21 protein-coding genes, 1 pseudogene and 1 riboswitch are annotated in these 22,614 nt (G+C 34.6%); of the genes and pseudogenes, 3 read left to right on the forward strand and 19 right to left on the reverse strand.

Annotated features, from left to right (window positions below; translation table 11 throughout):
• A complete protein-coding gene (locus tag AC3VI6_RS13140) occupies positions 1-171 on the forward strand; it encodes a hypothetical protein (protein ID WP_520436331.1) in 171 nt (56 codons plus the stop codon).
• 98 nt (positions 172-269) lie between these two features.
• The gene (locus AC3VI6_RS13145; RefSeq protein WP_497706542.1) at positions 270-728 is read left to right on the forward strand and encodes an SRPBCC domain-containing protein; all 459 of its coding nucleotides are present in this window, start codon (positions 270-272) and stop codon (positions 726-728) included.
• Positions 729-788: 60 nt separating this feature from the next.
• On the opposite strand, the gene cysM is transcribed toward AC3VI6_RS13145, so the two are convergent.
• The 18 genes and pseudogenes from cysM to msrB all read right to left on the reverse strand — a co-directional run bounded on the left by cysM (position 789) and on the right by msrB (position 20,183).
• Positions 789-1,676, reverse strand: coding sequence for a cysteine synthase CysM (gene cysM / locus AC3VI6_RS13150; RefSeq protein WP_497706597.1), 888 nt, complete (start codon positions 1,674-1,676; stop codon positions 789-791).
• A gap of 19 nt (positions 1,677-1,695) precedes the next feature.
• On the reverse strand, positions 1,696-2,439 hold the full coding sequence (gene epsC / locus AC3VI6_RS13155; RefSeq protein ID WP_497706543.1) for a serine O-acetyltransferase EpsC: 744 nt from the start codon (positions 2,437-2,439) through the stop codon (positions 1,696-1,698).
• Between the two features lie 23 nt (positions 2,440-2,462).
• Positions 2,463-2,795 (reverse strand): 2Fe-2S iron-sulfur cluster-binding family protein, encoded by a 333-nt coding sequence (locus AC3VI6_RS13160; protein WP_497706544.1) that lies wholly within the window; start codon positions 2,793-2,795, stop codon positions 2,463-2,465.
• The gene (locus tag AC3VI6_RS13165) at positions 2,795-3,850 is read right to left on the reverse strand and encodes an NAD(P)/FAD-dependent oxidoreductase (protein WP_497706545.1); all 1,056 of its coding nucleotides are present in this window, start codon (positions 3,848-3,850) and stop codon (positions 2,795-2,797) included. The genes AC3VI6_RS13160 and AC3VI6_RS13165 overlap by 1 nt, the downstream gene beginning before the upstream one ends.
• A gap of 7 nt (positions 3,851-3,857) precedes the next feature.
• Positions 3,858-4,433 carry a precorrin-2 dehydrogenase/sirohydrochlorin ferrochelatase family protein gene (locus AC3VI6_RS13170; protein ID WP_497706546.1) on the reverse strand — a complete coding sequence of 192 codons (576 nt, stop codon included), beginning with the start codon at positions 4,431-4,433 and terminating at the stop codon, positions 3,858-3,860.
• On the reverse strand, positions 4,433-5,200 hold the full coding sequence (gene cobA / locus AC3VI6_RS13175) for a uroporphyrinogen-III C-methyltransferase (RefSeq protein WP_497706547.1): 768 nt from the start codon (positions 5,198-5,200) through the stop codon (positions 4,433-4,435). The genes AC3VI6_RS13170 and cobA overlap by 1 nt, the downstream gene beginning before the upstream one ends.
• Positions 5,201-5,215: 15 nt before the next feature.
• Positions 5,216-7,318: pseudogene (locus tag AC3VI6_RS13180) on the reverse strand (ferredoxin-like domain-containing protein).
• A gap of 125 nt (positions 7,319-7,443) precedes the next feature.
• The gene (gene cysN / locus AC3VI6_RS13185; protein ID WP_497706548.1) at positions 7,444-8,691 is read right to left on the reverse strand and encodes a sulfate adenylyltransferase subunit CysN; all 1,248 of its coding nucleotides are present in this window, start codon (positions 8,689-8,691) and stop codon (positions 7,444-7,446) included.
• 80 nt (positions 8,692-8,771) lie between these two features.
• Positions 8,772-9,677 carry a sulfate adenylyltransferase subunit CysD gene (cysD, locus tag AC3VI6_RS13190; RefSeq protein ID WP_497706549.1) on the reverse strand — a complete coding sequence of 302 codons (906 nt, stop codon included), beginning with the start codon at positions 9,675-9,677 and terminating at the stop codon, positions 8,772-8,774.
• A gap of 10 nt (positions 9,678-9,687) precedes the next feature.
• The gene (locus AC3VI6_RS13195; protein ID WP_497706598.1) at positions 9,688-10,296 is read right to left on the reverse strand and encodes a phosphoadenosine phosphosulfate reductase domain-containing protein; all 609 of its coding nucleotides are present in this window, start codon (positions 10,294-10,296) and stop codon (positions 9,688-9,690) included.
• An 11-nt stretch (positions 10,297-10,307) separates the two neighbouring features.
• Entirely contained in the window at positions 10,308-10,562 is a 255-nt protein-coding gene (locus tag AC3VI6_RS13200; protein WP_408035845.1) for a DUF2061 domain-containing protein, read from the reverse strand.
• A gap of 117 nt (positions 10,563-10,679) precedes the next feature.
• Positions 10,680-11,087, reverse strand: a complete 408-nt coding sequence (locus AC3VI6_RS13205) for an RrF2 family transcriptional regulator (RefSeq protein ID WP_299002628.1) — start codon at positions 11,085-11,087, stop codon at positions 10,680-10,682.
• A 23-nt stretch (positions 11,088-11,110) separates the two neighbouring features.
• The gene (locus AC3VI6_RS13210; RefSeq protein ID WP_497706550.1) at positions 11,111-12,277 is read right to left on the reverse strand and encodes an O-succinylhomoserine sulfhydrylase; all 1,167 of its coding nucleotides are present in this window, start codon (positions 12,275-12,277) and stop codon (positions 11,111-11,113) included.
• 102 nt (positions 12,278-12,379) lie between these two features.
• Positions 12,380-15,778: a bifunctional aspartate kinase/homoserine dehydrogenase I gene (gene thrA / locus AC3VI6_RS13215; protein ID WP_497706551.1), complete on the reverse strand. Its 3,399-nt coding sequence runs from the start codon at positions 15,776-15,778 to the stop codon at positions 12,380-12,382.
• Positions 15,779-15,909: 131 nt separating this feature from the next.
• Positions 15,910-17,202 carry an O-acetylhomoserine aminocarboxypropyltransferase/cysteine synthase family protein gene (locus AC3VI6_RS13220; RefSeq protein ID WP_497706552.1) on the reverse strand — a complete coding sequence of 431 codons (1,293 nt, stop codon included), beginning with the start codon at positions 17,200-17,202 and terminating at the stop codon, positions 15,910-15,912.
• Between the two features lie 132 nt (positions 17,203-17,334).
• A riboswitch (SAM riboswitch) is annotated at positions 17,335-17,447 on the reverse strand.
• Positions 17,448-17,631: 184 nt separating this feature from the next.
• On the reverse strand, positions 17,632-19,197 hold the full coding sequence (locus AC3VI6_RS13225) for a protein adenylyltransferase SelO (RefSeq protein ID WP_497706553.1): 1,566 nt from the start codon (positions 19,195-19,197) through the stop codon (positions 17,632-17,634).
• Positions 19,198-19,203: 6 nt separating this feature from the next.
• A complete protein-coding gene (gene msrA, locus AC3VI6_RS13230) occupies positions 19,204-19,734 on the reverse strand; it encodes a peptide-methionine (S)-S-oxide reductase MsrA (protein WP_497706554.1) in 531 nt (176 codons plus the stop codon).
• A 2-nt stretch (positions 19,735-19,736) separates the two neighbouring features.
• On the reverse strand, positions 19,737-20,183 hold the full coding sequence (gene msrB / locus AC3VI6_RS13235; protein WP_435255619.1) for a peptide-methionine (R)-S-oxide reductase MsrB: 447 nt from the start codon (positions 20,181-20,183) through the stop codon (positions 19,737-19,739).
• A 271-nt stretch (positions 20,184-20,454) separates the two neighbouring features.
• Between msrB and AC3VI6_RS13240 the strand changes: the two genes are divergently transcribed.
• Complete coding sequence (locus AC3VI6_RS13240; protein WP_497706555.1) at positions 20,455-21,180, forward strand: DUF542 domain-containing protein; 726 nt, start codon at positions 20,455-20,457, stop codon at positions 21,178-21,180.
• Between the two features lie 29 nt (positions 21,181-21,209).
• On the opposite strand, the gene AC3VI6_RS13245 is transcribed toward AC3VI6_RS13240, so the two are convergent.
• The gene (locus AC3VI6_RS13245; protein ID WP_497706556.1) at positions 21,210-22,493 is read right to left on the reverse strand and encodes an acetyl-CoA hydrolase/transferase family protein; all 1,284 of its coding nucleotides are present in this window, start codon (positions 22,491-22,493) and stop codon (positions 21,210-21,212) included.
• Positions 22,494-22,614: the final 121 nt, after the last annotated feature.

Genomic DNA, 22,614 nt, shown 5'->3' on the forward strand with positions numbered 1-22,614 from the left:
ATGACACCGAAAGAATTAACAATTGAAATCAGCTCTTTGAGCGAGACAATTTCAGGATTATTATTAGAAATTAAATATTTAAGAAATGACTTAAAGAAATCTCGTGACGAAAGTGAAGGTTTAAGATTTAGACTTTCAGAATTAGAATCTGCGATTAATAGAATTGAATAGAAAATAACTATTGCCAACACCGTATAAAAATAATGCGTAGTTTTAGGCTTAACCGTTGACATGCTTTTTAAAAAAACACTTATATTATTATAACCTTCATGAAAAAGCTACAATTTAAAAAAGACATTAACGCTTCTGCTGAAAAGGTGTACAACACCATGTTGGGTATTGATACTATTGAAACTTACCAGCAATGGACAGCTGAGTTTAATCCGACCTCAACCTATGAAGGGAGCTGGGAAAAAGGAAGTAAAATCTATTTTGTAGGAACGGATGAAAATGGTAAAAAAGGTGGAATGGTTTCTGAAATTGTAGATAATATTCCTTTTCAGTTTATTTCCATTCGTCATAACGGAATGTTAGACGGTGAAAATGAAATTACCGAAGGTCCTGAGATTGAAAAATGGGCAGGTTCACTAGAAAATTATTCATTCCACGAACAGAACGGTATCACCACAGTAACAATAGATTGCGATGTAGCAGACGACTACCTTGATTATTTTAACTCAACTTGGGATAAAGCGTTGAATAAACTTAAAGAGATTTCAGAAAAATAGCGTACGAATAACATCCGTACGCTATATATAAAATCGTTTGTTTAAATAAGTAAAAACAATCTACTGAAACAAATCCGAAGATAAATAACGATCTCCTCGGTCGCAAATAACAGCTACAATTACGCCTTTATCAATGGTTTTGGCTATTTCTAATGCTACATGTACCGCTCCTCCACTACTCATTCCTGCAAAAACACCTTCTTCTTGTGCTAGTCTTCTCGTCATGTTTTTAGCATCGTTTTCGTCTAGTTCAACCACCTGATCCACCTTACTTTTGTTAAAGAATTTTGGTTGATAGGCTGGTGTCCACTTGCGAATTCCTGGAATTTTAGCTCCGTCTTTAGGTTGCGCACCTATAATTTGTACCTCAGGATTTTGTTCTTTTAAATAAGTAGAAACTCCCATGATGGTTCCTGTAGTTCCCATGGCAGATACAAAATGTGTTACTTCTCCTTCAGTATCGTTCCAAATTTCTGGACCAGTGGTTTTATAATGTGCTTTCCAGTTATCGGTATTTTCAAACTGGTTCAACATAAAATAGCCTTTTTTATAACGTAATTCTAAGGCAACATCTCTAGAACCTTCAATACCTTTTTCTGCATCCGTTAAAATAACCTCAGCTCCGTATGCTCGCATGGTTTTTACACGTTCTTCTGTAGAATTTTCAGGCATAACCAATACCATATTTACTCCTAATATTTTTGCCATGAGCGCTAACGCAATTCCTGTGTTTCCACTAGTTGCTTCTACTAAATAATCTCCTGAACGGATATTTTTCCTTTTGATAGCTTCAGCAATCATATTAAAGGCTGCTCGGTCTTTTACACTTCCACCAGGATTGTTTCCTTCTAATTTTAGCAATAACTTCACTCCTTCTTTTTGAAGGATGTTAGAAACTTCTATTAGTGGTGTATTTCCTATGCTATCTATTATCGTTTTAGTTTTCATGGTTACTTTTCTACCTACATTATTTAACATAGGATTTTCTAGTGGTTATTTTATTTTCTGACTCATAGGTTACAATAGATCCTTCGGGTACAGAGGTGGTTACGCAAACATTTGCACCTATAATGCTATCTCGTCCTATCACTACATCGCCTCCTAGGATAGTTGCATTGGCGTAAATGGTTACATTATTTTCAATCGTTGGATGCCTTTTTGTGGAAGCCAATTCTTTCTTTACTTGAATCCCTCCTAAGGTAACTCCTTGATATATTTTTACGTTTTCTTTAATAATCGTGGTTTCTCCAATCACAATTCCTGTTGCGTGATCTATAAAAAACGAATCACCAATGGTTGCTCCTGGGTGAATATCCGTTCCTGTTAATCCATGTGCATATTCGCTCATCATTCTTGGTAAAATCGGAACTTCCATTTTGTACAATTCATGACTCAAACGATATACGGCAATCGCATGGAATCCTGGATAGGCTAAATACACTTCTCCTAAGCTTTTACAGGCAGGATCTGTCTTTTCAAATGCTTTGGCATCTAAATCTAACTTTTCTCGTATTTCACAAAACGTTTGTTGATATGCTGCCCATACTTCCGAAGTATTTTCAATAGCTAAACCCTTTAAAATTTTTTCAAACTTTTCTTTTAAATGATTTGCTTTTTCTTGGCATACATCATTAAACAAGGCATAAAATAATTGTTTTGTAAAAACTTCTACATCATCTTTTAATGATAAATCGTACTGCTTGAATCCCATGTGATAAATTTTTACAAAAATAATTAACTTTCAGGAGCTAACTCAACTTCTAATCCTTCTAATTCAGGAGTTATATGAATTTGACACCCTAATCGGTTATTTTCTTGCACATAAAACGCTTCTGCTAGCATTGCATCTTCATCATCATTCATTTCTGGCAATTCATGATTCGACTTCACATAACACTGACAAGAGGCACACATTGCCATTCCACCACAAATACCAATAGTTCCTTCAGGAGCTAATTCGTACGATCGAACCACCTCCATTAAGTTCATTGCCATGTCTGTCGGAGCAATTACCTCGTGCAATACGCCATCTCGATCGGTAATTTTAATTGTAACATCCTGCTCCATTACTGAATCGCTTTTACTACTGCTTTTGGTGCTTCTTTTCGAGTTCCATCAAAACCATCTACGCCTCCTACTGTGGTATATTTCATCACATATTTTTTATCTGGATGGATACGCTGATAAGCACTTTGGCACATTAACGTTGCTTCGTGGAATCCACATAAAATCAATTTTAATTTTCCTGGATAAGTATTCACATCACCAATCGCATAAATACCTTCAACATTCGTTTGATAATCTAACGCATTGTTTACTTTAATGGCATTCTTCTCAATTTCTAATCCCCAATTGGCAATCGGTCCTAACTTTGGTGCCAATCCAAATAATGGAATGAAATGATCTGTATCAATGATAAATGGTTCTTTACCTGTTTCCTCTACTACAACTCCTGTTACGTGCTCTTTCCCTAACACTGCTTTTACCTCAGCAGGCGTTATCAAATTGATTTTTCCTAAATTCTTTAATTCTTGAACTTTTTCTACAGAATCCAACGCTCCTCTAAATTCGTTTCTTCTATGAATTAAGGTTACCGATTTAGCCACATCTGTTAAGAAAATAGACCAATCTAAAGCAGAGTCTCCTCCTCCAGCGATTACCACATCTTTATCACGATACAATTCTGGTTCTTTAATCATGTACTCCACTCCTTTATCTTCAAAATCGATAATATTTGGGATGATAGGTTTACGTGGCTCAAAACTTCCTAACCCACCTGCAATCGCTACCACAGGTGCTTGATGTTTTGTTCCCTTATTGGTAGTTACGATAAACATTCCGTCGTCTTGCTTTTCAATAGTATCCGCTCGTTCTCCTAAGGTAAATCCTGGTTCAAATTGTTTGATTTGCTCCATCAGGTTCTTGGTTAAATCTCCTGCTAAAATCTCTGGATATGCCGGAATATCGTAAATAGGTTTCTTCGGATAAATTTCTGAACACTGCCCACCTGGTTGCGGTAAGGCATCAATTAAATGACAACGTAGTTTTAATAATCCTGCTTCAAAAACTGTAAATAGTCCTGTTGGACCCGCTCCAATAATTAATATATCTGTTTGTATCATGTTCTACTTATTTCACTAAACTCTCGGTTAGCTTATTTAATGTTTCTACTTTTTGTTCAAAGTTTCCTTTGATGGTTTTTCTGTAAGTATTCAAATTTTTCACTAATTGATTGATGTCTTCTGGAATTACTTCTTCAAAAAACTGACGCAATCTCTTAGCGGTTGTGGGTGATCTTCCATTGGTTGAAATAGCTACTTTTACGTTCCCTTTGGTAACAATTCCTCCCATATAAAAATCACAATACGGCGGATTATCAGCTACGTTCACCAATTTATGTTGACTTCTACAATCTTTATACACCTGCATATTAACTTCAGGAATATTGGTAGTTGCAATCACCAAATGTTTTTCCTTTAAATAAGTATCATTATAGCTATCTACTATCGTGCTCACCTCTCCTTTTTGAGCTACTTCAATAGTTTCTTCTCTAAAAAAAGGAGCGACCATCGTTACTTTAGCATCTGGACTTGATTTTAATAAAAATCGTAGTTTTTCTTCTGCTACAAATCCTCCTCCAACAATTAGCACTTCCAGTTCTTTAGTCTTTAAAAAAATTGGGTATAAATTATTTCTTTCTTCCATTACACCACCTCTTTTAAAGCTACTTCTTGTTGTACTTGTAACAATTGCTGTCTGTGATTTACCACATCTCCTAACAGAATAATAGCAGGGTTGCTCAAATTGTTTTTTGCCACTACTTCTTCTATAGTATCTACGGTACCAATTCCTATTTTTTCTTTAGGAGTTGTTCCATTTTGAATAATAGCTACTGGTAATTCATTCTTTCCTTCTGCTTTAAAAAGCTGAATAATTTCTGAAAGTTTGCCCATTCCCATTAAAATAACAACCGTCGCACTCGATTTTGCAGCTAAGGCAACATCGTTTGATAATTGGTGCTGTTTTGTAGTTCCAGTAATCACCCAAAAGCTTTCTGAACTTCCTCTTTTTGTCAATGGGATATTCTGATACGCTGGCACTGCTAGCGAAGAAGAAATTCCTGGCACTACAACAACCTCTAATCCGTGTTTTGCTGCATACTCCATTTCTTCTGCTCCTCTACCAAAAATAAAAGGGTCACCTCCTTTTAAACGTACTACATGTCCGTGAGAAAATCCTCTTGCAACAATCAACTCATTGATTTGTTCTTGTTGATAACGGTAGCACCCTCTTCGTTTTCCCACAAAAATTAATTCTGCATTCGGGTTTACGTACCCTAACAGTTCGTTATTCACCAATGCATCATACAATACCACATCGGCTTGTTCTAATACTTTAATGGCTTTTAAGGTGATTAAATCAGCATCTCCTGGTCCTGCACCTACTACGGTTAATTTCGGTTGATTTTTCATTGGACTCTCCTTTTTTTAACTTTCTACAGCTGCCTTTCTATAAACATCTACTGTTTTATAAAATGCTGTTGCACTTTCTAAATATCCTTTTGCAAAGGCTTCCGTAGGTTCATTTTCATTGATTTGATAAATCAATTCTGCAAATGAACTTGATAACTCTATTTTTTTATTTGCTACAAACAGTTCATCAAAATTGGTTATAATTCCTGCTTGTGTGTTTGTTTTTGCTCCTTCTGCTGTTAACAAAGCTTTGGCTGTGTTTACCATAGCTGCATAAGCGTGGTAAATACTATCTGACCATTGTTGACTACTCAAGGCTTCTAATGCATTTTCTAGCTTTTCTTCGCTTTCAAATAATAAGGTTGCTACTAAGTCTATCACCACTCCAGCACATTCTCCTACTCCTATAGCTTTTACATAGTTTTTATTGTGTCCCCAATCAATAAAATCGTCTTCTGTTAAATTGGTAGTGTCTGATAGTTCTTTTAAAAGATCATAGAAATACGATTTTCCTTGTCTATCATAATAATTTAAAAAGTCTTCCGCTTCTTGTTTATTACTTTCAAAATCGTTTAACAAAACTCGTAAGGACTCTGGTCATCTTTTACTTGGAATTTTCACTAACTTATCAGAGAAACGTCCGCTTCCACCTCCTAAAACTCCACCGCCTACTAATACTTGTAAGGCAGGAGCTAACAATTTACCTACTTTTACAGACATTCCTTGAAAACCAATATGTGCCATGTTGTGTTGTCCACATGCATTCATACACCCACTAATTTTAATGGTAATATCTTTGTTATTTACATACTGTGGGTATTCAGCTTTTAACACACGTTCTAACTCTGCTGCAATTCCTGTACTACTTGCAATACCTAAATTACATGTGTCGGTTCCCGGACATGCAGTAATATCATTCAAACTATTATATCCTGCGTCTGCAAAACCTAACTTTTGTAGTTCCGCATAGAAAAATGGTAAAAACTCCTCTCTTACGTGACGAATCAAAATATTTTGACGTAGCGTAAAGCGTAACTCATTTGCACCATATTTCTTGATTAAGTCAGCCAATAAACGTGCTTTATCGGTATAAAAATCTCCTAAATGTACTTTGATACCTATCGCGTACAATCCTTCTTGCTTTTGCTGAATTACATTGGTTTCTTTCCAGTTTTGATATGCCTCTTCATCTTCTATGACTACAGATGGAACTTCGTTGGTTTCAAAAACAATGTCTTGTTCAAAGTCGGTAGTATTTATCGGGTACGTTTTATATGCTAATGCATTTCTTTCAGCTGCAACCAGTTCTAAGAAAGCATCAACACCTAAATCTTTCACTAAGAATTTTAAACGAGCTTTGGCTCTTTTTGCACGTTCTCCATAACGGTCGAACACACGTAACACTCCTTCAATAGTTGGTATCAATAAATCTGCTTCTAAAAACTCATAAATTACATCGGCATGACGTGGTTGTGACCCTAATCCTCCTGCCAATAATACCTTGAATCCTTTTACTTCTTTACCGTCAACTGTTTTCGTTTTTGCAATGAATCCTAAATCGTGAATAAAACTCAATGCGGTATCTTCTTCTGTTGCAGAGAAAGACATTTTGAATTTTCTTCCCATTTCTTGACAGATTGGATTACGCAAGAAAAATTGAAAGGTTGCATGTGCATACGGTGTTACATCAAACGGTTCTTTCGGATCGATTCCCGCAGTTTCTGAAGCTGTAACATTACGTACTGCATTACCACATGCTTCACGTAACGTAATATCGTCTTTCTCTAACTGTGCCCATAATTCAGGGGTTCTGTCTAAACTTACGTGGTGAATTTGAATATCTTGACGTGTGGTAATATGTAAACGCCCTCTTGAATATTCATCAGAAACATCTGCAATTCTGTGTAATTGTTCGCTTGTAACTTTACCATACGGTAATTTTATACGAATCATTTGTACCCCAAACTGACGTTGCCCGTAAATTCCTCTGGCTAGACGTAAGCTTCTAAAACGTTCTTCATCTATTTTTCCTTCGTTAAACAAACGTATTTTACGTTCTAACTCTAGGATATCCTTTTCTACTAAAGGGTTTTCTATTTCTGATCTAAAACTTTGCATGTGGTTTTTTAATAGTTGTTTGCTTATAAAAGCGTTGTTATTCGTTATGTAAGAACTCTACATGTGCTTCATCTGGTACGCAACAATCTACTGGACATACTGCCGCACATTTTGGCTCATCATGTTTACTTGATAAAACCAACTCCTGACGTGGTATTGGTTTTTGGATTGATGATTATAAACGCTCCGTTTGCTTTGTTTTCCTCATATGAATCAACAAACAAAGGCTTGCTAACTTTTAAACTCACTTCGCCTATTTCGTTTAATGCTAACTTAGCAGGTGCTTCTTCTACTCCAGAAAAATCAGTACGAATGATTGTTTTTAACTCTGTTATTTTCGCTTGTACATCGTTTACTCCATGTTTAATGTAATACTTTTCTGAAGCTTGCAGTGGAGTTTTGTCCATCCAACAAATGGTAGCTTCTAATTGTTTTACTACAGATGGTTCTTCTCCTTCTTTTACCAACATATCTCCTCTGCTCACATTTACATCATCTTCTAAAGTGATGTTTATCGAACTTCCTCGTTTTGCTCTTGCATATTCTTTATCAAAAAATTGAATGCTCTTTATCGTAGATTTTGTTGCTGATGGTAATACCGTTACGCTATCTCCTACTGCTAAATCACCTCCATACAATTTCCCTGCATATCCTCTGAAATCGTGATATTCGTCTGTTTTTGGTCGAATAACCGTTTGCACTGGGAAACGTGCTTTTGATACTTCTTGCGTATCTTCAGACCCCAAGTTTTCAAGGTGATTCAATAATGTTTCTCCTTTATACCAAGGGGTGTTTTCTGAAGACTTCACAACATTATCTCCTTTCAAAGCTGAAAGAGGTATGAATGTGATATTTTGATTTTGATAGTCACTCTTCTTTGCTAAATATTCTATCTCACCTTTAATCTGGTTAAATTTCTCTTCTGAAAAATCTACCAAATCCATTTTGTTTACAGCGACTATTACATCTTTTACTCTTAGTAAATTATTGATAAAGAAATGACGATAAGTTTGTTCTACTACACCGTTTCTAGCATCCACCAAAATGATAGAAGCTTGCGAATTCGATGCTCCCGTAACCATGTTTCTGGTATACTCAATATGACCTGGAGTGTCGGCTATGATAAAGCTTGTTTTTGGTGTTGAGAAATATATGTGAGCCACATCAATAGTAATTCCTTGTTCACGTTCTGCTACCAATCCGTCAGTGGCTAAAGAAAAATCTAAGTAATCAAATCCGCGCTGTTTACTTTTTTCTTCTATTGCTTCTAATTTATCTTGGGTTAATGATTTTGTATCGTATAAAATGCGTCCTATTAGTGTACTCTTTCCGTCATCTACACTTCCTGCTGTTGCTATTTTTACTACGTTCATGTTGTTTTAGTATTGAGTGATTAGTATTGAGTTTTGAGTGTTTTTTCTCATTACTCTATACTAAATACTAGGTTTTCTTTTTAAAAATATCCTTGTTGTTTGCGTTTCTCCATTGCTGCTTCTGAGCGTTTATCGTCTATTCTTGCTCCTCTTTCTGATATAGTTGATTCTCTAATTTCGTCTACTACTGTATCAATGTCTATTGCATCAGATAAAACTGCTGCCGTACAACTCATATCCCCTACGGTTCTAAATCGTACCATACGTTCTTGTACTTCTTCTTCCTCTTCTCTATACACAACTTCATCGTTTGCAGACCAGATTAACCCGTCTCTAATAAACGTGGCTCTTTTGTGAGCGAAATAGATGGATGGAATTTCAATTTGTTCTTGTTGTATATATGACCAAACATCTAATTCTGTCCAGTTAGAAATTGGAAAAACACGTACATTTTGACCTAAATCGATTCTTCCATTTAGCATATCGAACAACTCTGGACGTTGATTTTTTTCATCCCATTGTCCAAAATCATCTCGTACTGAAAAAATACGTTCTTTAGCTCTCGCTTTTTCTTCATCTCTACGCGCTCCACCGATACATGCATCAAAACCAAATTCTTCAATGGCATCTAATAACGTTTCGGTTTGTAGCATGTTTCGGCTCGAGTACTTTCCTGTTTCTTCTTTTACTTTACCAGCATCAATATTATCTTGTACTTCTCTTACGATTAATTCTACTCCTAACTCCTCTACCAATCTATCTCTAAATTCAATAGTCTCTGGAAAATTATGTCCTGTATCAACATGTAATAAAGGAAATGGAATTTTCGCTGGATAAAATGCTTTTTGAGCAAGTCGCACCAGTGTTATGCTATCTTTGCCCCCCGAAAACAATAACACCGGTTTTTCAAATTGCGCGACTACTTCTCTTAATATATATATGGCTTCACTTTCTAAAGCTCCTACTTGTATCGTTTCTGTGTTCATAATCCTATTTTTAAATATGTAAACCACATTCTCTGTTACTTTCTACTTTTGTGGGATCGAAGTATTTAAACTCGTTTGGTAATTGGTGTTCTTCTAAATACGCATCTAACTCTTCATCTGACCAATGGTAAAATGGACTTACTTTTAATACTCCATCTTTACTTTTTGAAACAATATCAATGCTATCTCTAAAAGCAGTTTGCCCTTTTCTTAAGTTGGTAAACCACACATCTGGTTTGTGCTCATTCATTGCTCTTTTGAAAGGCTCCAACTTCACTTGCTCAGTAAAAACTGCATGTTTTGGATCGTCAACTGTTGGTAAACCTAATGTGATGTTTCTATGCGCTACCGTTTGTTTAGGAACATACAACTGAACGTTTAACTGCAATTTTTCAATTAACTCTTCAGCGTGTTTATAGGTTTGTGGAGTATTATACCCTGTATCGCACCAAATAACTTCTATATTCTTTTTAACTGACGATACGGCTTGTAAAATAGCTCCTTCATAAGGGCGAAAGTTTGTGGTTACTACCGCCTTGTTAGCCTGTTGTAATGCCCAAACAATAATCTCTTTTGGAGATTTGCTTTTTAACGCTTCGTTTACTGCTTCTAAATTCATTGTTTCTATGCTCATTTTTTACCCCATTTAATACTATTCCAAACTCTTTCGTGAAAAAAATACAATAGCATTTTTGTTACTAATTCTATCGCTCCAATTGAAAAGGCTGTTTTTACTTGTCCGGTAATTATCCATGAGATTAATATGGTATCCATGGTTCCTACAACTCTCCAACTAATTGATTTTACAATGCTTCTTATTGGTTTTTCAGAAAGCTTATCGTCTCTATAATTCGTTCTATTTTCTACTATTTGTTCTGCGATCATTTTTAAAATACCTTTACCCTATCGGAATACTAGGTTTTAAGTCAGCAAATATACAGATGCGTTTTAATTCTCCAAGGAGAAATCAAAAAAATATTTGAATTTTACAATTTGTTAATACTACACTAAATCTGCAAGTGTGTTATTACGAAGTACTTGCAGCGTGTTATCTCTAACTTGAATCATTAATTTGTGTACTGAGCATGCTTCTTCATCTGGGCAGTCATCACACTTTTCATAATAATTCAAACTAACACATGGTACCATTGCAATAGGTCCTTCAAGTGTTCTAATAACCTCAGTCATTTTAATTTCGTTGGATGGCTTAAGCAAATAATAGCCTCCACCCTTTCCTTTTTTTGCTCCTAAAATTCCTGATTTTCGTAAGGTAAGTAATATGCTTTCTAAAAACTTATGCGAAATATTTTCATTTTCTGAAATGGTCGCAATTTGTACCATAGTGCCCTTTTCTTGCCTAGCAATAAAAGTAAGCGCCTTAATTCCGTATTTTGTTTTCTTAGAAAGCATATTACAAATATATACTTTACTTCCTAATTATTTAATGCTTGATTTAAATCGTTAATTATATCCTCTACATTTTCTAATCCTACCGAGCATCGTACCAATCCATCTGTTATTCCTACTTCTAATCGATCTTCTTCACTTAACTTACTGTGAGTGGTTGATGCTGGATGTGTTACAATCGTTCGTGTGTCTCCTAAATTTGCTGATAATGAGCATACTTTTATACTATTCAAAAATTTACGTCCAGCATCAATACCTCCTTTTACTTCAAAAGCGACAATATTTCCTCCCAGTCGCATTTGTTTTTTTGCGATTTCATACTGTGGATGTGATTTTAGAAATGGATACTTAACCAAATTCACTTTTGGGTGTTCTTCTAAAAACTGTGCTACCTTCAACGCATTCTCGCAGTGCTTTTCTACTCGTATCGATAAGGTTTCTAAACTCTTAGACAATACCCAAGCATTGAATGGTGACATTGCTGGTCCAGTGTTTCTTGAAAACAAATAAATCTCTCTGATTAATTCCTCTTTTCCAACTGTTACTCCTCCTAAAACACGCCCTTGACCGTCTATTAACTTCGTTGCTGAATGAATGACCAAATCTGCTCCAAACTTGATTGGATTCTGTAAATAAGGCGTTGCAAAGCAATTATCAATTACCAACAATAAATTGTGCTTCTTTGCAATACTTCCCAACAACTCTAAATCTAAAATATCTACTGCTGGATTGGTTGGAGTTTCTGCATATAATATTTTGGTATTTGGCTGAATTAAACTTTCAATTCTATCTACTTCATTAATTTTAAAGTAACTCGTTTCTATATTCCATTTAGGTAAATACTTTGTAAACAAACTATGAGTTGACCCAAAAACAGAACGACATGAAACTATATGATCCCCTGCATTTAACAAAGCCCCAAACGTTGAAAACACCGCAGCCATACCTGTTGCAAAAGCATATCCTGCCTCTGCTCCTTCCATTGCTACCATTTTATTAACGAATTCTGTGGTATTCGGATTTGAAAATCGACTGTATAAATTCTTCTCCTTTTCTTCGGCAAACGATGCTCGCATATCTTCAGCATCATCAAACACAAAACTTGAGGTTAAGTATAAGGGTGTTGAATGTTCTGAAAATTGAGTGCGCTCTGTTTGCGTTCGTATGGCTTGGGTTTCGAAATGTTGACTCATGTTGTTTTTTTAGATGTTAGACCGCTTCGCTGTTAGAACAAAGAAGTGAGACTCTCTTATTTTTTTCTCTCTCTATTCTCACTTCTTTATTCTCTAGTCTATCTAGTTATTATTCTTTGCTAATCGTAAAATATCTCCAAATACGCCTCTTGCAGTAACTTTTGATCCTGCTCCTGCTCCTTGTATTACTATGGGGTGTTCTCCATACGATTCTGTGTAGATTTCAAATATAGCATCTGAACCTTTTAGACTTCCTAAAGGTGAATTTTCTGGTACAGATACTAATTTTACATCTAACTCTCCTTTTGTTTGTTGTAAGTCTCCATGTAAATCTCCGATATATCTCAGTACCTGTTTCTCTTCTTGTGCTTCTTTTTGCTGTTGAAATGTAGCATCTAGTTTTTCTAAGTTTCCTAAAAACTCATCAGAAGATATTTCTCTAAACTCCTCTGGAATCAAGTTTTCTATCTGAATATCTTCAAATTCGTTTTGTAAATCTAATTCACGTGCCAAAATCAATAGTTTTCTAGCAACATCATTTCCACATAAATCTTCACGCGGATCCGGTTCTGTAAACCCTTTATCAATGGCTTCTTGTAACACCGTTGAAAATGTTACGTCTTCCGAAGAAAATTTATTGAATAAATAACTTAATGATCCTGAGAACACTCCTCGAATTCTGGTTATATTCTCTCCTGAACCGTGCAATAATTTAATCGTATCAATCAATGGTAAACCTGCACCAACATTGGTTTCATACAGGTAACTCTTCTTATTTTTATCTAAGGTTTTTCGTAACTCTTTATAAAAATCATACGAAACGGTATTGGCTATTTTGTTAGAAGAGACTAAGTCAAACCCAGCATCGACTAACGGAATGTAATTTTCTATAAAATCTACACTTGCTGTATTGTCTACTGCTATTAAATTTTCTAAATGATGTTCTTTTGCATAGTCAATTACACTATCAACTGTATGCTCATCTCCTACTGCTTTTTCAAGCTCATTCAACCAATTAGCTCCAACTCCATTTTTCTCTAATAATACTTTTTTAGAATTAGCAATCGCAAAAATGTTCAGGTGTATTTTACGTCTTTCTAAAATCGATTTTGAGTTCTCTAGAATTTGTTCAATCAAAGTTCCTCCAACTAATCCTTTACCAAAAACAGCAATATTTATCTTTTTAGCAACCCCAAATACTTGACCGTGAATCACGTTCAACGCCTTGTGTAATTGCTCTTTTTTAACCACCAAGCTCACATTTTTACCTGTAATGGTATTGTTAAACAATAACGGTACTATTTGGTTCTTAATTAAAGCGTTGTATGGCTGATGAAACTCACTTAAATCTTGACCAATTATTGAAATTACCGATACTTCATCTTGAATCGAAATCTGGTTTACATCTTTTGTTTGTATATCATTTTCAAACTCTTGCTCTAAAGCTTTTACTGCTGCAATTGCATTCGATTTATCTACCACCAAACCAATACCTCTTTCTGATGAACCTTGTGAAATGATACTCACGCTAATTCCATGATTACTCAATGCTTTAAAAATACGTGCATCTACTCCTACTTTACCTAACAAACCTCTTCCTTCAAAATTGATTAAAGCAACCTTGTCTAAAACCGATAAGGATTTAATGCCTTTTAAAGTTGATTTTGCTGTAATCAATGTACCATTATCATTAGGATTGAAGGTATTTAAAATTCGTAGGTTGATATTCTTCTCCAACAATGGAATAATTGTTTTAGCATGTAAAATGTTCGCTCCGAAGTTTGCTAATTCATTCGCTTCAGAAAATGACAATACTTCTATCTTCTTAGCATCAGCTACTAAATCAGGGTTTGCGGTAAAAATTCCATCTACATGGGTATAATTTTGCAACTCTTCAGCATCTAAATAGTTCGCTAATAACGAGGCTGTGTAATTACTCCCGTTTCTACCCAACGTAGTAGTTTCGTTTTTTAAATTCGATGCAATAAATCCTGCTACTACATTCACTATTGTTCCGTTGTGTTGCTTAAAGTGATTTAACACATTTTCTTTAGAAATTTCAACAATCGATTGCCCTTTTCCAACTATCTCATCTGTTTTTAACAGCTCTCTTGAATCCGTTGCATGCGCGTTAATTCCTTTTTGTTGCAACAAGTCGGTTACCGTTTTTATAGACAATAACTCACCTTGTGCTAGTACTTCATCTTTTATTTTTTGACTATAATCACCTAACAAGCTCACTCCTTCAAACAACTTCTCCAAGCGATTAAATTCCGTAGAAAAATCTACCAACGGCGTTAATTTCGTTTGCTCATATCGAAACGCTTCTAATTGCTCTTTAAAAGCTTCATTTTTAGCAGCTCTTTCTAACAGTTCTTCCAACTCATCCGTAGCATTTCCTCTTGCAGATACTACTACAGCTATCTTTTCTCCTTCATTAATTTTCTGTTCTATGATAGATACTACATTTTGTATCCCTTCATTCGACAAAGATTTTCCGCCAAACTTTAAAATTTTCATTCTTTTATGTGTTGATTTTTGATTGAATATCGGTTCAATAATTTTTTCTAATTGCTTGTATTCTATTAAGAAAGCGTCATGCCCATGATCTGAATTAATTTCATTATAGGTTACATTCGCATGAGCAGATGCCAGTTGTTTGTGTGTTTCTCTGTTTTCTTCTGCAGTAAAAAACAAATCGGAATCTACGCCAACAATATGGATGTCTGCTTCGATGGTTTCTAATACATCCAACCCTTCTCTTCCCTTGGTTACATCGATGGTTTTTAATAACTGATTCATCAATTTGTAAGAAGCTAATTGGTAGCGCTCTTGTAACTTTTTTCCATGGTGTAACAACCAACTTTCTACATTAAAAAGCGTGGATTCTTCATTTTTTGAACGCTGAAAACGTTTTTTAAACGATTCTGGTGTTCTGTAACACAACATTGCGTGCATACGTGCATCGTGCACCGGATTGCTAGAATTGATTAAAAATTGCTCTTGTATTTGACAATTCGCTATCAACCAATCGGTCGATTTCCAATCAGTCGCTACAGGAATAAAATGCTCGGTAATTTTCGGATTCAACACAGCCATTTCCCATCCAATTCCTCCTCCTAAAGAACCTCCTATCAATGCAAATAACTTTTCAATTTGCAACTGTTGTAGTCCTTGTAAAAAGATGTTGGCAATATCGCGTGCTTCAAAACTTTTATAGTTATCAATTAAAAAATCGTCATACCCATTTCCAGGTATGTTAAAGCACAAAATGGTATACTCATTAGTATTAATAACCTTGTTTTCTCCTATTAAATCTTGCCACCAACCTTCGGCTCCAGCAACATTGCTATTTCCTGTAAGCGCATGGTTAATAAGCACCACAGGAGCGGTACCCAATGCTTTTCCAAAAACTTGATAGCTCAACGGAATTGTATCGAATTGTGTACCGCTTATGGTGGTGTAACTAAGAATATGTATGTGTTGTAAATCGCTTTTCATTACCGATATTTTTTGGGCGTTCCCCTAAAGGGTCGGGCTTTCCGTTTCAATCTTTTTATGTTGCTTTCTTCGACAAGCTCAGAATGACAACACAAAAAGGATTTCCACTTCAATCCCTAACGCAAGTTGTTTTAAACCAATACTTCTTTAGGGATTTGAGCAAATGCTTCTTGTAAATCGGTTTTTAAATCTTCAATATTTTCCAAACCAACTGATAAACGGATTAAGTCTTTAGTAACTCCTGTGCTTTCTTGAGCTTCATCACTCAATTGTTGGTGTGTGGTACTTGCTGGATGAATAATTAAAGATTTGGTGTCTCCAATGTTGGCTAGTAATGAAAAGAGTTTGGTATTGTTAGCAATGGTTTTAGCGGCTTCGTAACCTCCTTTTACACCAAAAGTTACCAATCCACTTTGACCTTTTGGTAAGTATTCATCTGCTAAAGCTTTGTATTGGTTTCCTTCCAGTCCTGGATAGTTTACCCAAGCAACTTCTTCTTGCTCTTGTAACCACTTCGCTAATTCCAAAGCACTTTCACTATGCTTTTTAATTCTCACGTCTAAGGTTTCCAATCCTTGGATAATATTAAAAGCATTTGTAGGACTTAACGCTCCTCCAAAATCACGTAAACCTTCTAAAATTAATTTAAACGTGTACGATGCTGCTCCTAAAGCTTCGTGATATACCAATCCGTGATATCCTACTGAAGGCTCTGTAAACTCAGGAAACTTACCATTTGCCCAGTTAAAAGTTCCAGCATCAATAATAGCTCCTCCTAACGAGTTTCCTTGTCCGCCAATGTATTTTGTTAAAGAATGGATTACAATGTTAGCCCCATGCTCAATCGGGTTTAACAAAGCTGGAGTTGCTACGGTATTATCTACAATAAAAGGCACTTCTGCTTTTTTAGCGTGAGCAGAAATCGCTTTTAAATCCAATACATCCAACTTCGGATTCCCTAAAGATTCTACGAAGAAAGCCCTGGTATTCTCTTGTACTGCTGCTTCAAAATTATCAGGGTTTGAAGCATCTACAAAGGTTGTGGTAATTCCTAATCTTGGGAGAGTAACATTTAATAAATTGTAGGTTCCGCCGTACAAACTACTCGAAGCTACAATATGATCTCCTGCTTTTAACAAGGTTAACAATCCTGTTGAAATTGCTGCCGTACCCGAAGCAAAAACTACAGCGCCAATACCTCCTTCAATAGCAGCTAATCGATCTTGTAAAATTTGATTGGTGGGATTGTTTAATCGGGTGTAAATAAACCCGAGTTCCTTTAACGAAAATAAATTTGCTGCATGTTCTGCATCGTTAAAAACATACGACGTAGTTTGGTAAATTGGAACTGCTCTGGTTCCACTTGTTTGTGTTACATCATGACCTGCGTGCAACGCGTTTGTTGCGAATTTTTGTGTACTCATTTTTCTTGTTTTTTGAGTTAATAAAAAATTAAACCAAAAGCCAAAACACATCTACTTTTAGATGTTGCTTACTAGAAAAATGTTATTAAGAAATTATAAGGAGTTTCTTGTAGTTATTAAAGAAACTTCTTTGGGTTATCTATCCTCGAGTTTTGCACTCTGGTAGAATTTAGCACCTTCTTTGTTTGCACAAAGGGTTGCTAAGGCTTCATAGGGTCTAATCCCTCCACCTTTCTTGATAACATCGTCAATAAGTGTTTGAACTTTTACGAGCACAAATATTCAATTATAAAAATGGATTTTCCAAATTTGTTTTGAATTTTATTAAAAAAATCTTTTTAAATTATTTTTAAAACAAAAAATAAAAACACTCAAAACCAGTAACTTAAAAACAACAACTTAAATAATTTGTTTAACACCTGTTTTATCTTAAGAACTACAAGATAACATGGAGCATCCTACTTTATTTCGAGCCCATTCTGGTCGTTTAGCAAACCATTTTTCGTTTTCTGGTTGCTCATCGTAAGGATTTTTAAGTAACAAATATAACTCATTTAACAGCGAATAATTTCCTTTATCGGCATCATCAATTGCTAGTTGAGCCATATAATTTCGAAGTACATATTTCGGATTTACAGCATTCATTTTAGTCACCTTCTCCTCATTTGAAACAGTTTCACTTTGCAATCTATCCAAGTAATTTTGAAACCAAGTTTCCCAAAATAATTTAACTTCATCAACAATTTCTGATGGTGTATAAAATGCTTTTTCTATTTTTTTGATGGCATTTTCAACTGTATCCTCTTTTGAAATTTCTGCCAATAATCGGAAAAAAATAGTCATATCCGTTTCTGTTTTTTGAAGTACTTCTTCAAGATCTGAAACTAATTTTCCATCTGATTCATTTGAAGAAAAAAGTCCTAATTTATCTCGCATCATTTGCATATACTTTTCAGGAAATTTCTCTTGATAATATTCCAAAACAGCCTCTAAAGGTTCTGCTTCTTCAATTAAAAGATACAAGGCATTTGCTAGCTGGTATAAATTCCATAAAACTATTTCTGGTTGCGAACCATATCGATAACGTTTGTGGGTATTATCGGTGGTATTTGGCGTCCATCCATGGTCATAACCTTCTAACCATCCGTAAGGACCATAATCAATCGTTAACCCAAGAATCGACATGTTATCAGTATTCATTACTCCATGTACAAATCCAACGCGCTGCCAGTGAATCACCATTTCTAAACTGCGATCTGCAACTTCTTTAAAAAAGGAAATATAGGTTTCTTTTGAAGGTTTTCCTAAATGAGAAAAATGATGGGTAATTGTATAATCTACCAGTGTTTTCAAGGTTTTCACATCTCCTCTAGCTGCTAAAATTTGATAGTTTCCAAAGCGTAAAAAAGATTCGGCGGTTCTACAAACAATAGCTCCTTTTTCATAGGCAGCATTTCCGTTGTACATCACATCTCTTAACACTTGATCTCCCGACAATGCCAACGACAATGCTCTTGTAGTAGGTACCCCTAAATAATACATGGCTTCACTACACAAATACTCACGAATAGAAGAACGTAATACTGCTAATCCGTCTGCTGTGCGTGAATACGGTGTTTCCCCTGCTCCTTTCAATTGTAATGCCCAGTTTTTATTATTATGAACTGTTTCAAACAAATTAATAGCTCTACCGTCTCCTAACTGACCTGCCCAATGCCCAAACTGGTGTCCTCCATAACACATCGCATACGGTTCTGTATTCGAATACACTTCATTTCCTGTAAAAACATTTTTAAACTCTTCAGAAGTTATTCCTTCTGATGAAAGCCCTAATTCTTTTGCCATTTCATCAGAAACATGTAAAACTTTAGGGTTGGAAGTATTTTTAGGCGTCACATACGAAAAACAAGCTCCTGTTACCTGTCTTCTTGTATTTTCTTGAATTGGATCCGAAGGTAATTCGTTTGTAAAAGTATTTTGTATATTGAATTTCAACACGTTTTATTGTTCTTTTAATTTACTTGCATACAGTTTTCTTAGTTTAGCCAATTTAGGCGAAATCACTGCTGCACAATACATCTGTTGCTTATTATTTTCATAGTAGTTTTGATGATACTCTTCCGCAGCATGAAATGTGGTAGCTGGACTAACTTCTGTAACAATAGGACTTTCAAAATAAGGTTTTAACTCCTTAATTACTTGTTCTGCTATTGCTCGTTGTTCATCAGAATGATAAAAAATAACCGAACGATATTGAGTTCCTACATCGGCTCCTTGTCTATTTAAAGTTGTAGGATCGTGACTCGTCATAAAAATCACCAATAGCTCTTCATAACTTATAATCTCAGGATTATACGTTACTTGAATTACTTCTGCATGTCCTGTTAATCCAGAACATACTTCTCTATAGGTTGGAGTTCCTGGAACAGTTCCTCCCATATAACCAGAAACTACTTTTTCTACACCTTTTATTTGGTTAAAAATGGCTTCTACACACCAAAAACAACCACCTCCAACAGTTAGTACTTCCATATTCATTCGGTATCTAATATCATTGATGCAGAGTTGATACAATAACGTAAGCCACTTGGTTCTGGTCCATCAGGAAAAACATGACCTAAATGCGCATCGCAAGTATTACACATCACTTCTACTCGCACCATACCAAAAGTAGTGTCTTTTTCATATTGAATGACATTTTCTTTAATGGGTTGTGTAAAACTAGGCCAACCAGTACCTGAACTAAATTTAATCGTTGAATCAAACAAAGGAGTACCACAACATACACATTTATACTTACCTGCATCGTACACACTACATAAAGCTCCAGAATTTGGTCGCTCTGTTCCTTTTTCTCTTGTTATTCTAAATTGTTCAGGAGTTAGTATTGCTGCCCATTCTTCAGGAGTTTTTTCTACTCTGCTATCAGGTGTTGGATTTCCGTTTACAGCAAAGTAAATAATATCTTTCCACGTTAATATTTTATCGCTCATTCCTAAAAATTCTATTATTATCTTATTAGTAGCTTCTTTTTATTACTACTTACAAATCTATGATACTGACTAAAGCTTTCGAATAAATTTAACAGAAACCTTAATTATTTTTTCAAGGATGATTTATATCATGTTTTAAATGATCTTTTACCTATTAATTTGTAATAAAAACTATTATTCCCCGTGCTTATAACATAATTTTAGTTAAAATAATCACAAATTACAAAATTATATCAGTATTTATTAAAATAAAAAAACAATGAATGTCTTAGGAAATAGAACAGTCGCTGATTATGTAATAGAGAATATAAAAACAGCTCCTATTTTTAAGAAATATGGAATTGATTTTTGCTGCAAAGGAAATATAACAATAAACAAAGTCTGCCAAAAGAATAAAATAAACTTAAATGCGTTAAAAAGCGAATTGGAAAATGTTGAAAGTATTAGTGATGTACTTCAAGATTATAACACTTGGAGTTTAAACTTTTTAATCCTTTATATTGAAAGTGTACATCATTCTTATGTAAAAGAAAGTTTACCTATAATTTCTCAATATATAAATGAAGTTATAAAAACCTATGGTGATACACATCCTGAACTATTAAAAATTAATAAACTATTTAGAAAAGCTTCTTCTGAAGTTATATCTCACCTTCAGAAAGAAGAACAAATACTTTTTCCTTATATAAAACAGCTAATAGCAGCTGACAAAGAGCACAAAAAAATAAGTATTCCTTCATTCATCACCATACATACTTCTATAAAAATGTTAGAGCATGAACATGAAGAAATTAATAATCTTTTCAGAGAAATAGCGAAACTAACAGATAACTATTCCATTCCAGAAAGTGTCTCGAATACGTATAAAGATCTTTACATTAAACTTGAAGAATTTGAACAAGATTTATACCATCATATACATTTAGAACACAATATACTGTATAAAAAAGCACTAGAATTAGAAAAAAGAACCAAATTATTATAAAAAAGGGAGTATTTAAACACTCCCTTTTTTTATAGCTTTTTAAATCGGTTAAAAGCTTCTCTTTCTAACTCCTCTCTAAAATTAGGATGCGCTATAGAAATTAGTGCTTTTGCTCTTTCTTTTAAACTTTTTCCAAACAAGTTAACAACTCCGTATTCTGTTGCAACATAATGCACATGTGCTCTGGTAGTAGTTACACTTGCTCCTTCTTTTAAAAATGGGGTAATTTTAGAAACTCCTTTGTTAGTAATAGAAGGCATTGCTATAATAGCCTTTCCTCCTTTTGATAAAGAAGCGCCTCTAATAAAATCCATTTGACCACCAACTCCAGAATATTGGTATTGCCCAATAGTATCAGCGCAAACTTGTCCTGTTAAATCTATTTCAATTGCACTGTTTATAGCAGTTACTTTAGGGTTTTTCTTAATAATAGAAGTATCATTTGTATAACCAGCTTCTTTAAAGTGAACTAAAGGATTGTCGTCTATAAAATCGTATAATTTTTGTGAGCCTACAGCAAAACAAGTTACTATCTTTCCTGTTTTAATTTCTTTTTCTTCACCAGTAATTACACCTCTTTCTATTAATGGTAATACTCCATCAGAAAACATTTCGGTGTGAATTCCTAAACGTTGATGATTGGTTAAGTTATGTAATACAGCATTTGGTATATTTCCAATTCCCATTTGTAATGTAGCTCCATCTTCAATCAATCCTGCTACATTTTTTCCTATTTTAGTTTCTATTTCAGAAGGAGTTCCTGAAACCGATTCGTGTATTGGTGTATTTACTTCAACAGCATAATCGATATTACTTACATGAATAATTCCGTCTCCATGAGTTCTAGGTACATTCGGATTTACCAAAGCAATTACTTTTTTAGCAGTTTGAATAGCAGGTAATGTAATATCAACTGATGTACCTAACGAGCAATAACCGTGCTTATCTGGCGGAGAAACCTGGATAAAAGCTACATCTAACTCGTAAATGTTACGACGAAATAACCAATGAATTTCGCTTAAAAAGATAGGAATATAATCTCCATTATTCGTATTTACTCCTTTTCTTACATTATCGCCTACAAAGCAACTTATAAGCTTAAAAGACTTACTATAAGGCTCTTCTAAATACTTAGCATTACCATGCGTATGTATTTGAATGATTTCTACATTTGATAGCTCTTGATAGCGATTACATAAACTATCTATTAATAAATTAGGAGTCATTGCTGCTCCTTGAAAAAAGATTTTATTATTTGATTGTACAGATGCTACTGCTTCTTCAACAGTAACCATACTCAATTTATTTGCCATGAATTTTTAGTTTTAAAATACAAAGATCCATATATAATTAAGTTAAATGAATGACAAAAATCATACATAGATTTATTTTTAAGCAAAAAATTATTTCAGAGCTATTCTAAAATCCATCTGT

The sequence above is a fragment of the Tenacibaculum sp. TB-56 genome (assembly GCF_059716275.2).